The sequence below is a fragment of the Ruegeria sp. SCP11 genome, from assembly GCF_040329455.1.
In the GTDB taxonomy this organism is placed as follows: domain Bacteria; phylum Pseudomonadota; class Alphaproteobacteria; order Rhodobacterales; family Rhodobacteraceae; genus Ruegeria; species Ruegeria atlantica_E.
The window spans coordinates 215199-231940 of record NZ_JBDZYG010000007.1 but is presented as its reverse complement, the minus strand read 5'-3'; the positions used below and the strand labels follow the sequence as shown (position 1 = coordinate 231940).

General features: G+C 58.1%; 16 protein-coding genes. 7 read left to right on the top strand and 9 right to left on the bottom strand.

Annotated elements, in window-relative coordinates:
* Positions 1–9: 9 nt before the first annotated feature.
* Positions 10–1677 (top strand): energy-dependent translational throttle protein EttA, encoded by a 1668-nt coding sequence (ettA, locus tag ABLN94_RS13135; RefSeq protein ID WP_010442471.1) that lies wholly within the window; start codon positions 10–12, stop codon positions 1675–1677.
* 101 nt (positions 1678–1778) lie between these two features.
* Here ettA and ABLN94_RS13130 read toward each other — a convergent pair whose 3' ends face one another.
* Positions 1779–2537 carry a hypothetical protein gene (locus ABLN94_RS13130; RefSeq protein WP_352992980.1) on the bottom strand — a complete coding sequence of 253 codons (759 nt, stop codon included), beginning with the start codon at positions 2535–2537 and terminating at the stop codon, positions 1779–1781.
* A gap of 332 nt (positions 2538–2869) precedes the next feature.
* The gene (locus ABLN94_RS13125; RefSeq protein ID WP_352992979.1) at positions 2870–3595 is read right to left on the bottom strand and encodes a class I SAM-dependent methyltransferase; all 726 of its coding nucleotides are present in this window, start codon (positions 3593–3595) and stop codon (positions 2870–2872) included.
* 438 nt (positions 3596–4033) lie between these two features.
* On the opposite strand from ABLN94_RS13125, the gene ABLN94_RS13120 reads away from it, so the two are divergent.
* Together ABLN94_RS13120 and ABLN94_RS13115 are read left to right on the top strand one after the other, a co-directional pair.
* Positions 4034–4240 (top strand): cold-shock protein, encoded by a 207-nt coding sequence (locus ABLN94_RS13120; RefSeq protein ID WP_170378838.1) that lies wholly within the window; start codon positions 4034–4036, stop codon positions 4238–4240.
* Positions 4241–4430: 190 nt separating this feature from the next.
* The gene (locus ABLN94_RS13115) at positions 4431–4991 is read left to right on the top strand and encodes a L,D-transpeptidase (protein ID WP_170488891.1); all 561 of its coding nucleotides are present in this window, start codon (positions 4431–4433) and stop codon (positions 4989–4991) included.
* On the opposite strand, the gene ABLN94_RS13110 is transcribed toward ABLN94_RS13115, so the two are convergent.
* Entirely contained in the window at positions 4992–5612 is a 621-nt protein-coding gene (locus tag ABLN94_RS13110) for an arylesterase (RefSeq protein ID WP_352992977.1), read from the bottom strand.
* 65 nt (positions 5613–5677) lie between these two features.
* Here ABLN94_RS13110 and ABLN94_RS13105 point away from each other — a divergent pair, with 65 nt between their 5' ends.
* The gene (locus tag ABLN94_RS13105; protein ID WP_352992975.1) at positions 5678–6373 is read left to right on the top strand and encodes an ABC transporter ATP-binding protein; all 696 of its coding nucleotides are present in this window, start codon (positions 5678–5680) and stop codon (positions 6371–6373) included.
* A complete protein-coding gene (locus ABLN94_RS13100; protein ID WP_352992973.1) occupies positions 6370–8898 on the top strand; it encodes an ABC transporter permease in 2529 nt (842 codons plus the stop codon). The genes ABLN94_RS13105 and ABLN94_RS13100 overlap by 4 nt, the downstream gene beginning before the upstream one ends.
* On the opposite strand, the gene ABLN94_RS13095 is transcribed toward ABLN94_RS13100, so the two are convergent.
* Positions 8895–9341 (bottom strand): RrF2 family transcriptional regulator, encoded by a 447-nt coding sequence (locus tag ABLN94_RS13095; RefSeq protein WP_170488882.1) that lies wholly within the window; start codon positions 9339–9341, stop codon positions 8895–8897. The genes ABLN94_RS13100 and ABLN94_RS13095 overlap by 4 nt on opposite strands.
* Before the next feature lie 94 nt (positions 9342–9435).
* Here ABLN94_RS13095 and ABLN94_RS13090 point away from each other — a divergent pair, with 94 nt between their 5' ends.
* Positions 9436–10005, top strand: coding sequence for a gamma-glutamylcyclotransferase family protein (locus ABLN94_RS13090; protein ID WP_352992971.1), 570 nt, complete (start codon positions 9436–9438; stop codon positions 10003–10005).
* Between the two features lie 51 nt (positions 10006–10056).
* On the opposite strand, the gene gltX is transcribed toward ABLN94_RS13090, so the two are convergent.
* The gene (gene gltX, locus ABLN94_RS13085) at positions 10057–11382 is read right to left on the bottom strand and encodes a glutamate--tRNA ligase (RefSeq protein WP_352992969.1); all 1326 of its coding nucleotides are present in this window, start codon (positions 11380–11382) and stop codon (positions 10057–10059) included.
* Between the two features lie 60 nt (positions 11383–11442).
* The gene (locus ABLN94_RS13080; RefSeq protein ID WP_352992967.1) at positions 11443–11877 is read right to left on the bottom strand and encodes a DUF1801 domain-containing protein; all 435 of its coding nucleotides are present in this window, start codon (positions 11875–11877) and stop codon (positions 11443–11445) included.
* Positions 11878–11993: 116 nt separating this feature from the next.
* On the opposite strand from ABLN94_RS13080, the gene ABLN94_RS13075 reads away from it, so the two are divergent.
* Complete coding sequence (locus tag ABLN94_RS13075; protein ID WP_352992965.1) at positions 11994–12926, top strand: MBL fold metallo-hydrolase; 933 nt, start codon at positions 11994–11996, stop codon at positions 12924–12926.
* Between the two features lie 4 nt (positions 12927–12930).
* Here ABLN94_RS13075 and ABLN94_RS13070 read toward each other — a convergent pair whose 3' ends face one another.
* From ABLN94_RS13070 to ABLN94_RS13060, 3 genes are all read right to left on the bottom strand, one after another.
* Positions 12931–14259, bottom strand: coding sequence for an NAD(P)/FAD-dependent oxidoreductase (locus ABLN94_RS13070; protein ID WP_352992963.1), 1329 nt, complete (start codon positions 14257–14259; stop codon positions 12931–12933).
* A 160-nt stretch (positions 14260–14419) separates the two neighbouring features.
* Positions 14420–14653 carry a hypothetical protein gene (locus tag ABLN94_RS13065; protein ID WP_352992962.1) on the bottom strand — a complete coding sequence of 78 codons (234 nt, stop codon included), beginning with the start codon at positions 14651–14653 and terminating at the stop codon, positions 14420–14422.
* Positions 14654–14992: 339 nt separating this feature from the next.
* Positions 14993–16651 (bottom strand): NAD+ synthase, encoded by a 1659-nt coding sequence (locus tag ABLN94_RS13060; protein WP_352992960.1) that lies wholly within the window; start codon positions 16649–16651, stop codon positions 14993–14995.
* Between the last annotated feature and the right edge of the window lie 91 nt (positions 16652–16742).

Here is a 16742-nt window from a genome sequence, read left to right as displayed (position 1 = left end):
GGACGCGACATGGCCGCCTATCAATATGTCTACCACATGCAGGGTGTCTCCAAGACCTATCCCGGTGGCAAGAAGTGCTTTGAAAACATCCACCTGAGCTTTCTGCCGGGCGTGAAAATCGGTGTTGTCGGCGTCAACGGCGCGGGTAAGTCGACGCTGATGAAGATCATGGCCGGGCTCGACACCGACTTCACGGGCGAGGCCTGGGCCGCCGAGGGCGCCAAGGTCGGTTACCTGCCTCAGGAACCGCAGCTGGATGAATCGCTGACCGTCCGGGAAAACGTCATGCTGGGCGTGGCCGCAAAAAAGGCCAAGGTCGACCGGTTCAACGAAATCGCCATGGAGATCGCCGAGAATTACTCGGACGAGCTGATGGAGGAAATGACCACCCTGCAGGACGCAATTGACGCCGAGAACCTCTGGGATCTCGACAGCCAGATCGATGTCTCAATGGAGGCGCTGCGCTGCCCGCCGGACGACGCCAACATCGCTAACCTCTCGGGCGGTGAGAAACGCCGCGTGGCGCTGTGTAAGCTGTTGCTAGAAGCGCCCGACATGCTGCTGCTGGACGAACCGACCAACCACCTGGACGCCGAGACCATCGCCTGGCTGCAACAGCACCTGATCGACTACAAAGGCACCATCCTGATCGTCACCCACGACCGTTATTTCCTGGATGACATCACCGGCTGGATTCTGGAGCTCGACCGCGGCCGTGGCATTCCTTACGAAGGCAACTATTCCGCATGGCTGGAACAAAAAGCCAAGCGGCTGGAACAGGAAGCGCGTGAGGACAAATCCAAGCAGAAGACCCTGCAGCGCGAGTTGGAATGGATGCGTCAGGGCCAAAAGGCACGTCAGGCCAAATCCAAGGCCCGGATCAACGCCTATAACGAGCTGGCCGAACAGTCCGAACGCGAAAAGCTCACCCGCGCCCAGATCGTCATTCCCAACGGCCAGCGCCTTGGTGGCAAGGTGATCGAGGTCGAGGGTCTGTCGAAACACATGGGCGACAAGCAACTGATCGAAGGGCTCGACTTTGCCCTGCCCCCCGGCGGCATCGTCGGCGTCATCGGCCCCAACGGTGCGGGTAAATCGACGCTCTTCAAGATGCTCACCGGTCAGGAACAGCCCGACAGCGGCACCATCACGCTGGGCGACACGGTCGAGCTGTCTTATGTCGACCAGTCCCGCGATGACCTGAAAGACAACGACACCGTGTGGGAGGCGATCACCGGCGGCGCCGAGATCATCCAGCTGGGCGACGCGCAGGTCAATTCCCGCGCCTATTGCTCGTCCTTCAACTTCAAGGGCGGCGACCAGCAGAAAAAAGTCTCGCTGCTATCCGGCGGTGAGCGCAACCGCGTCCACATGGCCCGCCTCCTGAAAGAGGGCGGCAACGTCCTGCTGCTCGACGAACCGACCAACGATCTGGACGTCGAAACCCTGCGCGCACTGGAAGACGCGCTGGTCGATTTCGCCGGCTGCGCCGTGGTCATCTCGCACGACCGATTCTTCCTTGACCGGATTTGCACGCATATTTTGGCCTTCGAGGGCGATGCCCATGTGGAATGGTTCGAGGGCAACTTCGAGGATTACGAAGAGGACAAAAAGCGCCGCCTCGGACCAGATGCGCTGGAGCCCAAGCGGTTGAAGCATAAGAAGTTTGCGCGGTAATCTTAGCCGTCCAAACCCCGAAACACGCAAGAAAGTGTCTGCCACGCGGACGCTTTCGTCCTTTTTGCGACCCGCGTTCTTAACCCGCTTACCAAAACGGCTTAAGTAGGAACAACCTCGCATTTACTCAGCCCAAAACGCCGCGTGACCTTTGCAGCCCTTAGCGATTTCACCAAACGGTCACTGAGGAACAGGCTTCTGCGCAAGCGAGGGTCGACCCACAAATCCACGCCTTCCAATGCGATATCTCGGACAACAAAATCAAAATCTTCAGGCTTGCGACCTCGTTTGATCCAAGTGTCAGGTACATTCCCAAAGGGTACGACCCGGTTTGACCGTTCTGGAACGAACGCGGCTTTTTGCTCTCCTAGAGCCAGCAAATAATACTCCCCTCCGACCAGTGTCACACGGTCGTGTTGGCAAACACTCAAGGGGTATAGCCTTGTCTTCCCAAGTTCCGCCTCGTGGAGAACGTCAGCGACTGCGCGAGATACGACAAGGCCACATGACCCGAAGAAAATGTCGGGCTGTGCTTTGAGTTTCTTGTTTGGATACGTTCCAAAAATCACATCGGGAAAAGCTTCGCGTGATTGAACAATACCTGCCATGTTTTTTTCGTCCACCGCACCGGCGGCCTGTAAGTCGTTCAACGCTTGCTCTGAAGTGAAGGGTTTTATCAATGCCGAGTCGGACATCACCCGGCTGTACCAGAGGCCTAATTTATTTGTCACTCTTTCACCTTTTTCAAAAATACTCTGAAACTCAAACAGGTTGTTATTCTGAACCTCCAAAAGCAATAGAATGTCGGACGCAAAAATCCGATCACCCTTGCCAGACACCCACCCCAATGCCATATCCAAAGGGCTAACTTTTTTCTATTTCGACCTACTGTCTCCTTCTACAGCGGTCAGCAAATGTAGGATGGGATTTCACCCGATCTCTTGCTCGACACTTTTTCCGAAACGCCCGCACAATCTGGTCCCGTGCGCCAAACCAGCCCCAAGCTCCAACACCAAAAATGATGGGTGAAATCACCGATCCGACTGCTCTTCGAACGTTCCCTCCACCACAACGCTCTTCCACTCCGGATCGACCTGACCCGCGCGAAGATCGCAAGGGATTGACGAATACGGCAAATCGGTTGGACGCTCCGCAGACCTTGGTACGCAGGCCCTCTACCTGCTTTACACCATCAACCCAGACGTCGCAGGCAGAACGAAAAATGGCCGTGGCTTTCGACTGTCAGGTACTCGAACTGCCAGTTTCTGTCCTTGCAGAATTTGGTGACGGCTTCGACCACCCCATAAGGGACCGCATCGATAACGTTGCCAGTGCAAAAGTCATGCCCCGCGATCCTACCAGTTTCCGAGACCTTACTGTCACAGATCAGCAGTTCTTCCAGCGTGGTCTCATATGAGTGGTTGGTGTCGATATAGACCCAGTCGAAAAATCCACCCTCGAAGGTCGGCAGAACCTCGGTGGACAGTCCCTGATGAATATGAAGCCGGTCAGCCGAGATTTCGTCCGCGAGGTTCTTCTTAATTGTCTTCAACCCGATCTGGTATCTTTCCGACGCCCATGAATCGACCAGATGCAACTGTTTGGGGGCGCACCGTTGCAGGATTTCGTTCGAGAAATCGCCAAATGCGGAACCGACCTCGGCAACGACCGCATCCTTCGGCATCATGTTCAGTAACATCTCGCGGTTGGGCAGCAGCTTGCAGTTCTCGGTATGCCGCAGATCGAGGTCGGTAATCTCCATGCCGTCCTTCTTGGCCTTCCGCGCTGCAACGCGACGCGCGACGCGGTTCTTACTGGACTCTCCCTTGAGACGGCGTTCTATTTTTCTGAGCCTGATTGCAACAAACACCATTGCAACGGCGATGAGCACAAGAAGAATGAATGCAATCACAGACATGAGTGAGGAGTTATTAAGGAATGACAAAATCTGCTTCCGGAATTGATGTTTGATCTAGACGGGGTATCAGGAACGCCCGTCATCACGTTTCGATTTGCCCGTGGGGTATTTCGAACGCCCGGTCAATGTCAAGATTCTGCGCAAGAGTGAGCGCGAGACATCGGTCACAAACAGCACGTGTGGGCCTTGTTCCTTGGATAGAGCCGTCGTGCCGCCGTCGGCAGTTTCTCGTGCAATTCGGACAATTGCCCCTGGAACCCTTATAAAAACCACAAACTCCGCCCTTGCCACACCCCGACCTCAATGCCATATCCAGAGGGCTTACGTTTTTCTATTTCGACCTACTGTCTCCTTCCACGGCGCTCAGTCACTCGATCCAGACCGACGACGCCAGGCTGCCGCATCTCCGTGGGCAGCACCAAACAGGAGACAACGGATATGCCCGCAGGCACCGTAAAATGGTTCAACACCACCAAAGGCTACGGCTTTATCGCGCCCGAAGATGGCGGCAAAGACATCTTTGTACACATCTCGGCTGTGGAACGCTCGGGCCTGACCGGTCTGGCCGACAACCAGAAAGTCACATACGAGCTGCGCTCGGGTCGTGACGGCCGCGAAAGCGCCGACAATATCGAGCTGGCCTAAGCTTCTGAAAGGGCCAAGTATTCCTTGGCCCTTTACTTTCCGGCGCTCTGCAAACGCGCCCAAGTCCGATTCACAACTGTGGCTCGGCGATAACATCAAACTTTCGTTATTTTTGCCCGACGATTGACCAAATCGGCTATCATTCCGACATTGGGATTAAATTCATACTGTTTTGGTAAAGAGAGCTGAAATGTTCACGCGCCGTACTTTCCTGACTGCAACTGCCGCCGCCAGCCTTGTGCCCGGCGTTGCGATGGCAAAGAAAAAGGCTGTCGAATACGATCCGACGCCGCAATTCGTGCGGATCAAGAAAGAGTTCCAACCGGGCCAGTTGCTAGTGGTTCCCCGTTCCTTCTATCTCTATTACGTCACCGAGCCCCGCAAGGCGATCCGCTATGGCTGCGGGGTTGGTAAGGCCGGGTTAGAGTTTACTGGCACCGCCACGATCGACGTCAAGAAAGAGTGGCCGACGTGGCGCCCGACCGACGAGATGATCGAGCGTGAGCCAATCACCTATGCCCGTTTCAAAGACAACGATTACGTCCAGCCTGGCGGGGGTGATAATCCGTTAGGTGCGCGGGCGTTGTATCTATTCCAGAACGGCGTGGATACCTATTTCCGTATTCACGGAACAACCCAGCCGCAAACCATCGGGCGCGCGGTTTCGAATGGGTGCATCCGGATGTTGAACGAGCATGTCATCGACCTGTATGAGCGTGTGCCCATCGGCACGGTGGTCTCCGTCGTCTGATTACTGCTGGGTCGCGGTCACAAGCTCAAGAACATAGGGCCCCAGATTTTTAACAATTAACGCCACTCCGTCGGCATTAGGATGGATGCCGTCCGGCTGCATGTATTTGCGCGCGGCATCCGGGTCGCCTTCGGCGGTCAGCCCGGCAAAGAAACTGGGGGCGTAACCTGTTTTAAACTGTTGGGCTAATTCAGGGTAAACGGCGTCAAATGCCTCTTTGTAGCCCGCCCCGTAATTGCCCGGTGCCTGCATCCCGACCAACAGGACATCGACATCCGATGCCCCTGCCGCTTCAAGGATCGCCTCAAGATTGGCGCGCGACACGGCTGGGTCGATCCCTCGCAGCAGGTCGTTGCCACCCAGCGCCACGATCATCCCGTCGACTTCCGGCGTCAGCGTCCAGTCCACCCGCGCCGCGCCGCCTGCCGTGGTGTCACCCGATACACCCGCATTGATCAGACGCACATCTGCACCTCGCTCCTGCAGCCACCGACCCAGCTGAGGTACAAAGCCATCTTGTTCGGGCAACCCATAGCCTTGCGTGAGCGAGTCTCCTAAAGCGGCGATCACCACCTGTTCGGCTGTGGCCACAAAGCCGCAGCAGATAAACAGCACCGACATCAAAGCCTTGCGCAACCTCAGAACCGCTCCATATCCCAATTGACTATTCCCGTTTGGAAAGACCTATGACGACACCTGTTCTTTCGCTCCAAAATGCCGCTTTGTCGCTGGATGGCAATGCCGGGCGGGTAAATATCCTGCACGACATCACCCTGACAGTGGCCCAAGGCGAAACCCTGGGGTTGGTGGGACCGTCCGGATCGGGTAAATCCTCTTTGCTAATGTTGATGGGTGGGTTGGAGCAGGCAACGGCGGGCGAGATCACCGCTTTGGGCCAAAACCTGACGGACATGGACGAAGATGCACTGGCCCGGTTCCGGCGCGATACGATGGGTGTGGTGTTTCAGAATTTCCACCTGATCCCGACAATGACTGCGCTGGAAAATGTTGCCACCCCGCTTGAACTGGCCGGGCACCGTGATGCATTTGACCGAGCCACGGCAGAACTGGACGCGGTCGGTCTGTCGCATCGCCGAGATCACTTTCCGGCGCAATTGTCAGGAGGTGAGCAGCAGCGCGTCGCACTGGCGCGGGCCTCGGCCCCACGACCTCAGATCCTGCTGGCGGACGAACCCACGGGGAATCTTGACGAGGCAACGGGCGCAGCCATCGTCGACCTACTGTTCGGCTTGCGCGACCGGCACGGTGCGACGCTGGTTCTGGTAACTCACAGTCATAGTCTGGCGCGGAGATGTGATCGAGTGGTGCGACTTCGCGATGGGACAATTACAGAGGATGCTCAGAAAGAGGCAGCGGAATGAGCCTGAGGCTGGCCAGCCGTCTGGCGCGCCGGGAACTGCGCGGTGGAGTCCGTGGATTTCGCGTCTTTATCGCCTGTCTTGCGCTGGGTGTTGCAGCAATTGCCGCTGTTGGGTCGGTACGTCAGGCCATTCAGACCGGGCTGACACAGGAAGGCGCGGCCTTGCTGGGCGGCGACGCCCAGTTGGATTTCACCTACCGTTTTGCCAGTGGTGACGAGCGGGAGTGGATGCAACAGGTCGCAACGGATATGTCCGAAGTGGTCGATTTCCGCTCGATGGCCGTTGTTCGGCAGGGGGACGAAACTCAGCGTACCCTGACACAAGTGAAGGCTGTGGACGCGGCCTATCCGTTGCTGGGCACGCCCTTGCTGGACCCTGACCAACCTCTGCCCACTGCTCTGGATGGGACCCAAGGCCTGCCGGGCGCTGTTATGGACCCAGTGCTTATCGATCGTCTGGGCCTGACCGTAGGAGACCGTTTCGCCCTTGGCGCGCAAGAATTTGTCCTTACAGCTGCCCTCATACACGAACCCGACGGCGCCGCAGACGGATTCGCGCTGGGGCCGCGCACTCTGGTCCGCACCGAAGATCTGCGGGACTCGGGCCTGTTGGCGCCGGGGACATTGTTTTCCACCAAGTACAGACTGAATCTGCCGCCAGACACCGATCTTGCCACCCTGTTTGAGACTGCGCAGCAAAGCTTCGATGGTACCGGGATGCGCTGGACCGATGCCCGTAATGGCGCGCCAGGGATCGCGGAATTTGTTACCCGCCTCAGCGCCTTTCTGGTTCTGGTCGGTCTGTCCGGTCTTGCTGTGGGCGGCATTGGCGTGTCAGCCGCTGTCCGCGCTTTTTTGGCAAAGAAGACCGAAACCATCGCCACGCTGCGCACATTGGGGGCGGACCGGGCGACGATCTTTCAGACCTACATGACCCAGATCGGGGTTCTGTCTGGTATCGGCATTGCAATTGGCATTGCTTTGGGGGGTCTTCTACCTCTGCTTCTGGCCCCACTGATCGAGGCGCGCCTGCCTGTCCCGGCAGTCTTCTCGCTCTATTCACGTCCTCTGGCCGAGGCGGCGCTATACGGGGTTCTGACCGCGTTCCTGTTTACTCTCTGGCCCCTTGCCCGCACAGAGGAGGTACGTGCGGCAACCTTGTTTCGTGATGCCCTATCGTCGGCCAGTGCTATCCCACGTACAGTGTTTGTGGTCGCGACCGGCATCGGTTTGGCGCTTCTGATCACGGCGGCTTCCGTGTTCAGCGGCTCGATCCGACTGACGCTCTGGACCAGCGGTGGGCTCATCGGCGCGCTGTTGCTTCTGACTCTCTCCGCCTTTGCGATCCGTAAACTGGCCCGTGTCAGCGCCAAATCGGCGCGCGGTCATCCTGCCCTGCGATGGGCTTTGTCGGCCATCTCGGATCCACGTGAAGGGGCCGCTTCGGTTGTCCTGTCACTCGGGCTCGGGTTGTCCGTACTGGCCGCCGTCGGTCAAATCGACGGTACATTGCGCAACGCGATATCAGGCAATCTGCCTGACGTGGCTCCGTCGTATTTCTTTGTCGACATCCAGAAAGACCAAATGCCCGGCTTTAGTCATCGGTTGGAATCCGACCCCGCCGTCAGCCGCATCGAAAGCGCTCCAATGCTGCGCGGTATTATCACCCAGATCAACGGCCAGCCCGCCCGAGAGGTGGCCGGTGATCACTGGGTTTTGGATGGCGACCGAGGCGTCACCTATTCCACCACGCAACCCCAAAATGCCCGTATCACAGCCGGAGAATGGTGGCCCGAGGACTACACTGGCACCCCGCAAGTCAGCTTCGCCGCCGAAGAAGCCGAAGAAATGGGCCTCGCCCTTGGCGACGAATTGACAGTGAACATTCTAGGACGCGACATCCGTGCCGAAATAACATCTCTTCGCGAAGTCGACTTTTCGACTGCAGGTATGGGCTTCATCATGTCGATGAACCCCTCTGCTTTGGCCGGTGCTCCACACAGTTTCATCGCCACCGTCTATGCCGAGGAACAGGCCGAGGCCGCCATTCTGCGCGATCTGGCCGGACAGTTCCCGAACATCACAGCCATCCGGGTGCGCGATGCGATTGATCGTGTCTCGGGCCTGCTGGCCGGGCTGGCTGCGGCGACCTCTTACGGCGCAGGTGTTTCCTTACTGACCGGCTTTCTGGTTTTGATTGGAGCCGCCGCTGCGGGAGAAATTGCGCGCCAGTATGAATCCGCGATCCTCAAGACTCTTGGCGCGGACCGTCGGCGCATCCTTCTCAGCTTTGCGCTGCGTTCGATTCTGCTCGGCGCGGCGGCAGGCGGCGTAGCGCTGCTGACAGGCATATTGGGAGGTTGGGCCGTCGCCACCTACATCTTCGACACCGGCTTCACGGTCATCTGGACCTCAGCCTTGGGTATCGTTCTGGCCGGAGTCCTCGTAACTTTGGGCGCGGGCCTTATCTTTGCTTTGCGCCCGCTCGCGGTGCGACCGGCCCGTATCTTGCGCGCTGCCGATTAGCGGACGCAGGCCACAGGTTGCAATATCTGCAACAACCGGTCGTTGTCGCAGACCAGTGCGTCCAGCGTGATTTCGTCCAGCGAAGCGTAGAACACCTCGGCCGCGTCCCGCAGGGCCACACGCAACCGACAGGCATCTGTCAAGGGGCAGGTGTTGTCGGCATCGGCAAAACACTCCGCAATTGGCAGGTTGCCTTCGACATGACGAAAGACGGACCCAATGCGGATCTGATCCGCCGGGCGCGCCAGCGACATACCGCCGTTCCGGCCGCGTTGAGTACTCAGATAGTTCAGTTGGCTCAGTTGGTTGATCACCTGTGCCAAATGATTTTCCGAGATATTGCACACGTCTGCGATCTCGGCCTTTGTCACCAACCGATCCATATGAGCGGCGCAATACATCAAAAGACGCACTGCGATGTTTGTCCGTTTGGTAATCCGCATGATGGCCTCCCTGACTTCAACGTGAGACCTTATTGCATGTTCGGGAAAAAAGCGGTTTGACATACATCAATCGCTTTCAAAGGACTTAGAGCCCGTGGCAGACCCCTATTTCTTTGGCTATGGCAGCCTTGTGAACCTCTCGACCCACGATTTCCCCGACCCTCATCCGGCCCGGCTGAAAGGCTGGCGGCGCGCGTGGCGGCACACCGATCTGCGCCCGGTGGCATTTCTAACCGCGGTGCCGGATCCGGCTTGCGAGATCGAAGGAATGATCGCTCATGTCCCGAAAAACGACTGGGAAGCGCTGGATGAACGGGAATGGGCCTATGACCGGGTTCCGGCAACACAAGCGACTACACATCCCCTAACCCATGATGTCGAAATCGCCGTCTATGCGGTGCCACATGGCCGTCACACCGAACCCAGCAATCGCCACCCGTTGTTGCTCAGCTATATCGACGTGGTTGTACAGGGATATCTGCGCGCTTTCGGAGAAGACGGTGTAGATCGGTTTTTTGAAACAACCGACGGGTGGGATGCCCCGATCTTGAATGACCGAGCCGAGCCCCGATACCCACGCCACCAGCAGTTGAAACCGTCCGAGACTGTTATAGTGGATGACCGCCTGAGCCACCTCTCGGCGCGGATCGGGCAGACAGCATAAAAAAGGCGGGGCTGTAGGACCCCGCCTCTTTGGAATTCAGTGTTATCACGATCAGCCGCGCGCGCGGATCACCTGCAGCAACGGCAGTAACGTTGCCATTTCCGGACCGCGCTCCATGCCCGTCAGCGCCTTGCGCAGCGGCATGAACAAACCTTTGCCTTTACGGCCTGTGGCCTCTTTTACAGCCTTGGTCCAAGTGCCCCAGGTCTCGCCGTCAAACGAGCCTTCGGGCAACAGAGCCATCGCTTCGGTGATGAACTCACGATCCTCATCAGCGATCAGTGGCTCGGCCCCATCGCGGCACAGCTCCCACCAACCTTTGAGGTCGGCCAGAGTTGAGATGTTCTCGCGCGCCATTGCCCAGAACGGTTCCGCCAATTCCGCCGGAACACCAGCATCGGCGACTGCATCCGCCACATCGGCCAGCGGCAGCGACTGCAGGTGCTTTGCGGTCAGCGGGAACAGGTCCTGCACGTCGAACTTGGTCGGCGCGGCGCCAAATCGGTTCACATCAAAGCCTTCGATCAACTCGGCCATCTCCGAGCGCAGCTCGACTGGATCAGACGACCCCAGACGTGCCATCAGGCTCAGCAGCGCCATCGGCTGCACGCCCTGTTCGCGCAAGTCACGCAGCGCCAGCGTGCCCAGGCGTTTCGACAGCGCCTCACCCTGCGGGCCGGTCAGCAGCGAATGGTGCGCGAAACGCGGGCAGGTGCCGCCCAGCGCCTCGATGATCTGAATCTGCGTCGCGGTATTGGTCACATGGTCCGAGCCGCGCACCACATCGGTGACGCCCATCTCGGTGTCATCCACCACCGACGCAATCGTATAAAGAACCTGTCCATCGCCTCGGATCAGAACCGGATCGGAAACCGAGGCCGCATCAATCGAGATATCGCCCAGAATGCCGTCGTTCCACTCGATCCGCTCATGATCCAGCTTGAACCGCCAGACGCCATTGCCGCGTTCGGCGCGCAGCGCCTCTTTCTCTGCTTCCGACAGGTTCAGCGCGGCACGGTCATAGACCGGCGGTTTGCCCATGTTCAGCTGTTTCTTGCGCTTCAGGTCCAGCTCGGTCGGCGTCTCGAATGCCTCGTAGAACCGGCCCATCTCGCGCAGTTTGTCAGCAGCTTCCGCATAGCGGTCCAAACGGTCGGACTGACGCTCAACCCGGTCCCAATGCAGGCCCAGCCACTCTAGATCCTGCTTGATCGCGTCGACATATTCTTCTTTCGACCGCTCGGGATCGGTGTCGTCGATGCGCAGGATGAACGTGCCGCCGGCCTTGCGGGCGATCAGATAGTTCATCAGGGCAGTTCTCAGGTTGCCCACATGGATGTAACCGGTGGGCGACGGGGCAAAACGGGTGGTGGTCATGGAGTTCTCCTGTTGGCGCGGCTCATGTCACAGGATGGACGTTTTGTCCAGCAGAGGCGTTCAGGTCGGCTCGACCGGCCAGTGTCGGTTCAAGTCCTCCAGCCCGGCGCAGATCAGTTCGGACAGAACATCCAGATTGATATCTGCCAGCTTGTTCACGTAAAGACAGGATTTGCCCAGCTTGTGCTTACCCAGACGGGAAAGGATATCGCCAAAATCCGCATAGCCGGGCATGATGTAAATCGACAATGCAGCCTTGCGCGGAGAAAACCCGGTGGCTAGGAAATCGCCCTCGCGCCCGGATTTGTAGCGATAGTGATACCGGCCATAGCCCACGATAGACGGGCCCCACATGATCGGTTCGAACCCGGTCACCTTGCGGAAAAGTCCATCCAGAGCCCTGGCATCTCCGGCCTTTCCGGATGGCTGCACCTCGGAAAGAAAACTCTCAACACGCTGGCCCGTTGGGACAGTCTTGTTCTCAGATCGCGGCATAAACAAAAATTAACACGCATTGTTCATCCGCGCAGCCCATATCTCTGGTGTATAAACTGGCAAGAGACTCGCACCGACCTAACTCACCTAAAGGTGTTCTGACAGGGAGAACCACAATGACCATCAAACTAACACGCCGCACGGCACTGGGTTCCGCGGCGGCTTTGCCATTTGCTGCAGCCGCGACCCCGCTTTTGGCCGCAGGAACTGAGACCAAAGTCAATTCGGCCATCGCCAAATCTTTCACGCTGGGCGATTTCACTGTCACGACGTTGCTGGACGGCAGCCTGCCCCGCGACGGAGCGCAAGGAATTTTCGGCGGCGGCGCCTCGGACGAGGATTTTGCCAAGGTATCGGCTGACAATTTTATCTCACCGGACGTCGCCCAGTTCTTTTTTACCCCGACGCTGGTCAATACCGGGTCCGAGCTGGTCCTGTTTGACACGGGCCTCGGCCAAGGCGGTATTCAGGCCGCCCTGGCGGATGCAGGTGTCACACCGGACCAGATCGACGTCGTTGTCATCACCCACATGCACCCCGACCATATCGGTGGCATGACGACCAATGATGCGCCGACCTTCCCGAACGCACGTTATGTGACCGCATCACCCGAATATGACTTCTGGGCCGCTCAGGACGCGGGCAATCGCGTAGGGGATCTGGTCGCTGCAAAAGTCACTCCGCTGGCCGAGAAGATGTCCTTCCTTGAGGATGGCGGCGAAGTGACGTCAGGCATCACCGCAGTGGCCGCTTATGGCCATACACCTGGCCACACTGTGTATCATCTGGAGAGCAACGGCCAACGGTTGGTGCTGACGGCAGATCTGGCCAACCACTATGTCTGGTCCTTTGCGCATCCGGAATGGGAAGTGCGATTTGACATGGACAAGGCCGCAGCCACCGCAGCGCGGCGCAACGTGCTGGGAATGCTGGCCGCCGACAAAGTGCCGATGATCGGCTATCACATGCCCTTCCCGGCTGCTGGGTTCGTGGAGACCCGCGGTGACGGCTTCCGGTTTGTGCCGGTCAGTTATCAATTGATGGGTTAAGCCCCTAGTAATCTGGGTCCGGCCGCACCTTTGAGCCATCCGTGAAACGGGACAGGCGAAAGGCGGCCGGATCGACACAAGGTGTGGTTTCGGCGACGAGGTCGGCCATCAGACGACCCGCCGCCGGGCCGATGCCGAAGCCGTGGCCTGAAAAACCGGTCGCTATGAACATGCCCGGCATGTCTTCGACCCCAGAGATCACAGGTACCGCGTCTGGCGTGACATCAATCATGCCCGCCCAGCTTTGAACGATCTCGGAGTGATCCAACATAGGAAACCCTTTGCGCGCCTGTGCCCAAGCGCGCCGCAGCACCTTGGCTGAGGGTTCAGGGTCCAGAACCCGGCACTTTTCGAATGGCGTCACATCGGTGGGCAGCCAACTCCGATCCTCCTGCGTTTCAATGCTCCAGCGATTGGAGAGCCGAAAGCGCAAGGATCGCCATTCCTGTGCAAAGGCGGTCAGGAATTGTCGGGCCAAACGAAAACTGTCAGGCACGATATCAACCGTATTTTCATGACCGGATGCGATTGAATAACCACCATCCGCGCGCTTGCGCATGGCGAACTCATCAGCCCAAAGTGCTGCCTCTGGCCCCTCAACCGGCGACGTGCGCAGAACCGTGTTCAGAACCTTCAGCTGAGGCAGATCAATTCCTGCATTTCCGGCAAATAGACGCGACCACGCTCCCCCTGCCAAAACAACATAATCACAAGCCACACGACCGCGTTCCGTGAAGACACCCGTGACGCGACCTCCCTCGGCATCGACACTGCGCACCGCGCAATTGGTCATCAGCACCGTACCCTGTTCCCGCGCCGCCTCGGCAATCGCGGGTGCCGCCCATTGCGGCTCTGCCCAACCGTCCTGCGGCATATAGAGGGCGCAGTCAAAGTCAGTCTGGTTGCCCGGCAACAAAGTGTTCAGTTCGGCCCCATTCACCAGTTTCGCACCGGTCTGTAACCCGTCCACGTTACGCAACCAGCGTTCCAGATGCCCACTGCTGCGCTTACCCGAGGCACCAAACAGGATGCCTGAACGGGTGTATCCGGTCTGGCGCCCGATCCGCTGATCCATCCCCTGCCACAGGTTCAAGGCCTCGGCCATCAGCGGAATCTCCCGAGGATCACGCATGCCCAGACGCACCCACCCCCAATTGCGAGAGCTTTGCTCTCCCGCGATCTGTCCCTTTTCGCAAAGCAGAACCCTGGCGCCGCGTTCAGACAATTCCAAAGCCGTCGAAGCGCCGATAATACCGCCACCGATGACAACGACATCGACGGTTTTCGGAAGGTGCAAATCAGGTTCAACGGGGGTTGGTTTTGGACCGGGCATCAACCGCTCATATTTCATGGCTCGGACCACCATGAATGCCCGAGGGCGCCGATCTGGCAACACGGCTTGCGCGACTAAGCTCCCGTTTTCTTTCACCTGTGGCCAACACGCAAAAGCGGTGCGAGCAACTCGCACCGCTACACTCGAAAACAATTGTTTCTTAAGCTGCGCCGCGCAACTCAGCCCACTTCTGAAGCAGGACCGCTGTAAACCCCGTTTCTTGTGGCCGGGCCTCCTCATTGATCTGAGCCTGCTCAGGCAATTCCGGGAAAGCGCGCTGAACTCTCTCAGCTTCTTCTGCCGGCTCAGGTTCCTCGCGTTCTTCTTCCTGCAAAAGATCGGCAATCGCCGAATCCAGCTTGGATTCGTCCAGAACGCAGCCCTGTGACTCCATGGACTTATACTTTAGCGGCGGATGGAGAGGTTTGTCATATTCCTCGTACATAGTAACACCAAATCGTTAACCCAGACATTCAACCACTTGCGCGACGCATGCAGGGGTTAAGCACCTGACCACCTGCCAGCAAAACAACTGAAATGTGTCGCAACGCCCCATGTGGGGCATCAATTAAGCCAAATTGTGGCAAGAAAATGTCGCAATTTCAAGGCGTCAGTTGGTCGACATCTCTGAAAATAAATTCACCGTCAACGATGGGGAAACTGTACCTTCCCCGCGATAAGCATTGGGTCTCAACAAGAAACAGCAGGATTGCGCCGGCGAATCCCGGTGAGATCAGCTTCGATCCCGCCAGCGGTTGATGATCGGGTACCTGCGATCCAGCCAAAACGCCCGGTTGCTCAGGCGGGTTCCAGGGGCGGACTGAAAGCGTTTGTATTCGCTGATGTAGATCAGGTGCTCGACCCGGCGCGCTTCAGCTTCGTCAAAACCAGCGGCCACGCAATCGGCAATCGAGCCATCCTGATCGACCAGAATATCCAGAATCGCGTCCAGAACCGGGTAATCCGGCAAGCTGTCACTGTCTTTCTGGTCTTCGCGCAGTTCCGCGCTTGGGGGTTTGTCGATGACGGACGGGCGGATCACTTCGCCTTCAGGGCCCATCATCCAGTTGCGGTGATTGGCATTGCGCCAGCGGCACGTCTCGAACACCCGCGTCTTATAGAGGTCCTTGATCGGGTTATATCCGCCATTCATATCGCCGTAGATAGTGGCATAGCCCACCGCGATCTCGGACTTATTGCCAGTGGTCAGCAACATCTCGCCGAACTTGTTCGAGATTGCCATAAGCAGCAAACCGCGCAGGCGGGACTGGATGTTTTCTTCGGTCAGGTCAGCCTCCCGCCCGGCAAACAAACCGGCCAGAGTGTTGGTCACAGCAGCCCGACTGTCCGAGATCGGCACATAGTCAAAGTGAACGCCCAGTGCCTTTGCGACCGCCTCGGCATCATCCAGCGAGCCTTGGCTGGTGTATTCCGAAGGTAGCATCACGCAGCGCACATTCTCAGCCCCGATGGCATCCACGGCAATCGTCGCAACCAAGGCGGAATCGACCCCGCCGGAAAGACCCAGCAGCGCCTTTTTGAACCCGGTCTTACCCATATAGTCGCGCAGGGACTGCACCATCGCGCGATAATCCTGTTCCCACTCATCTGGCTGAGGCACGATTTCAGTGGGTACGATGCGCCAGCCCTCGTCGCCACGTTCAAGATCAACATGAGTCACGGCCTCATCAAAAACGGGCATCCGGAACGCCAATTCCCCGCCCGGATTCAGACCAAACGTGGCTCCGTCAAACACCTGATCGTCCTGACCGCCCACCATATTCAGATAGATCAGCGGCAGGCCTGTCTCGACTACACGAGCCACCATGTGGTTCAGTCGAATGTCGTATTTGTTACGGAAATAGGGCGAGCCATTAGGAATCAACAATAACTCGGCTCCGGTCTCCTCAAGCGTTTCTGCCACATCCGGGTGCCAGCTGTCTTCACAGATCGGGCTGCCGATGCGCGTATTGCTGACCGAGTAAGGCCCGCCCAGAGGCCCGGCATCATACAGGCGCACTTCGTCAAACACGGTTTCATTCGGAAGGTGGTGTTTCAGAGCCTTGCTGCTGACACGGCCGCCTTTGAGGATCAGGTAGGCGTTGAAAAGACTATCGCCTTCGACCCACGGCCCGCCGATCGCAATCGCCGGACCATCAGCGCATTGGGTTGCCAGTTCTTCGACCTTGGTCATCGCAGCCTGATGAAACACCGGCTTCATCACCAAGTCCTGCGTATTGTAACCGGTAATGAACATCTCGGGGAAAGCCACCAGGTCAGCCCCGGCATCGCGCGCCTGTTCCCATGCGGCCAAGGCCTTGGCGGCGTTGCCGTCGATATCCCCCACAGTGGGGTTGAGTTGCGCCAGAGTGATACGGAAACGGTCGGCCATTGTGCCCTCTTGCCCTCGTCAGTGTTATTGCCATTTAGCAGATCATTGCACGAGTGAAAGGCAAATGCGGCAAAACCCGTTGCTCTGCCCC

Bases quoted from the DNA above. Each gene is read 5' to 3' on its own strand.
- ABLN94_RS13080 (WP_352992967.1), bottom strand. From the start codon at position 11,877: ATGCCGCGATCTGAGAACAAGACTGTCCCAACGGGCCAGCGTGTTGAG.
- ABLN94_RS13075 (WP_352992965.1), top strand. From the start codon at position 11,994: ATGACCATCAAACTAACACGCCGCACGGCACTGGGTTCCGCGGCGGCT.
- ABLN94_RS13110 (WP_352992977.1), bottom strand. From the start codon at position 5,612: ATGTCGGTGCTGTTTATCTGCTGCGGCTTTGTGGCCACAGCCGAACAG.
- ettA (WP_010442471.1), top strand. From the start codon at position 10: ATGGCCGCCTATCAATATGTCTACCACATGCAGGGTGTCTCCAAGACC.
- ABLN94_RS13060 (WP_352992960.1), bottom strand. From the start codon at position 16,651: ATGGCCGACCGTTTCCGTATCACTCTGGCGCAACTCAACCCCACTGTG.
- ABLN94_RS13120 (WP_170378838.1), top strand. From the start codon at position 4,034: ATGCCCGCAGGCACCGTAAAATGGTTCAACACCACCAAAGGCTACGGC.
- ABLN94_RS13100 (WP_352992973.1), top strand. From the start codon at position 6,370: ATGAGCCTGAGGCTGGCCAGCCGTCTGGCGCGCCGGGAACTGCGCGGT.
- gltX (WP_352992969.1), bottom strand. From the start codon at position 11,382: ATGACCACCACCCGTTTTGCCCCGTCGCCCACCGGTTACATCCATGTG.
- ABLN94_RS13125 (WP_352992979.1), bottom strand. From the start codon at position 3,595: ATGTCTGTGATTGCATTCATTCTTCTTGTGCTCATCGCCGTTGCAATG.
- ABLN94_RS13095 (WP_170488882.1), bottom strand. From the start codon at position 9,341: ATGCGGATTACCAAACGGACAAACATCGCAGTGCGTCTTTTGATGTAT.
- ABLN94_RS13115 (WP_170488891.1), top strand. From the start codon at position 4,431: ATGTTCACGCGCCGTACTTTCCTGACTGCAACTGCCGCCGCCAGCCTT.
- ABLN94_RS13070 (WP_352992963.1), bottom strand. From the start codon at position 14,259: ATGCCCGGTCCAAAACCAACCCCCGTTGAACCTGATTTGCACCTTCCG.
- ABLN94_RS13065 (WP_352992962.1), bottom strand. From the start codon at position 14,653: ATGGAGTCACAGGGCTGCGTTCTGGACGAATCCAAGCTGGATTCGGCG.
- ABLN94_RS13105 (WP_352992975.1), top strand. From the start codon at position 5,678: ATGACGACACCTGTTCTTTCGCTCCAAAATGCCGCTTTGTCGCTGGAT.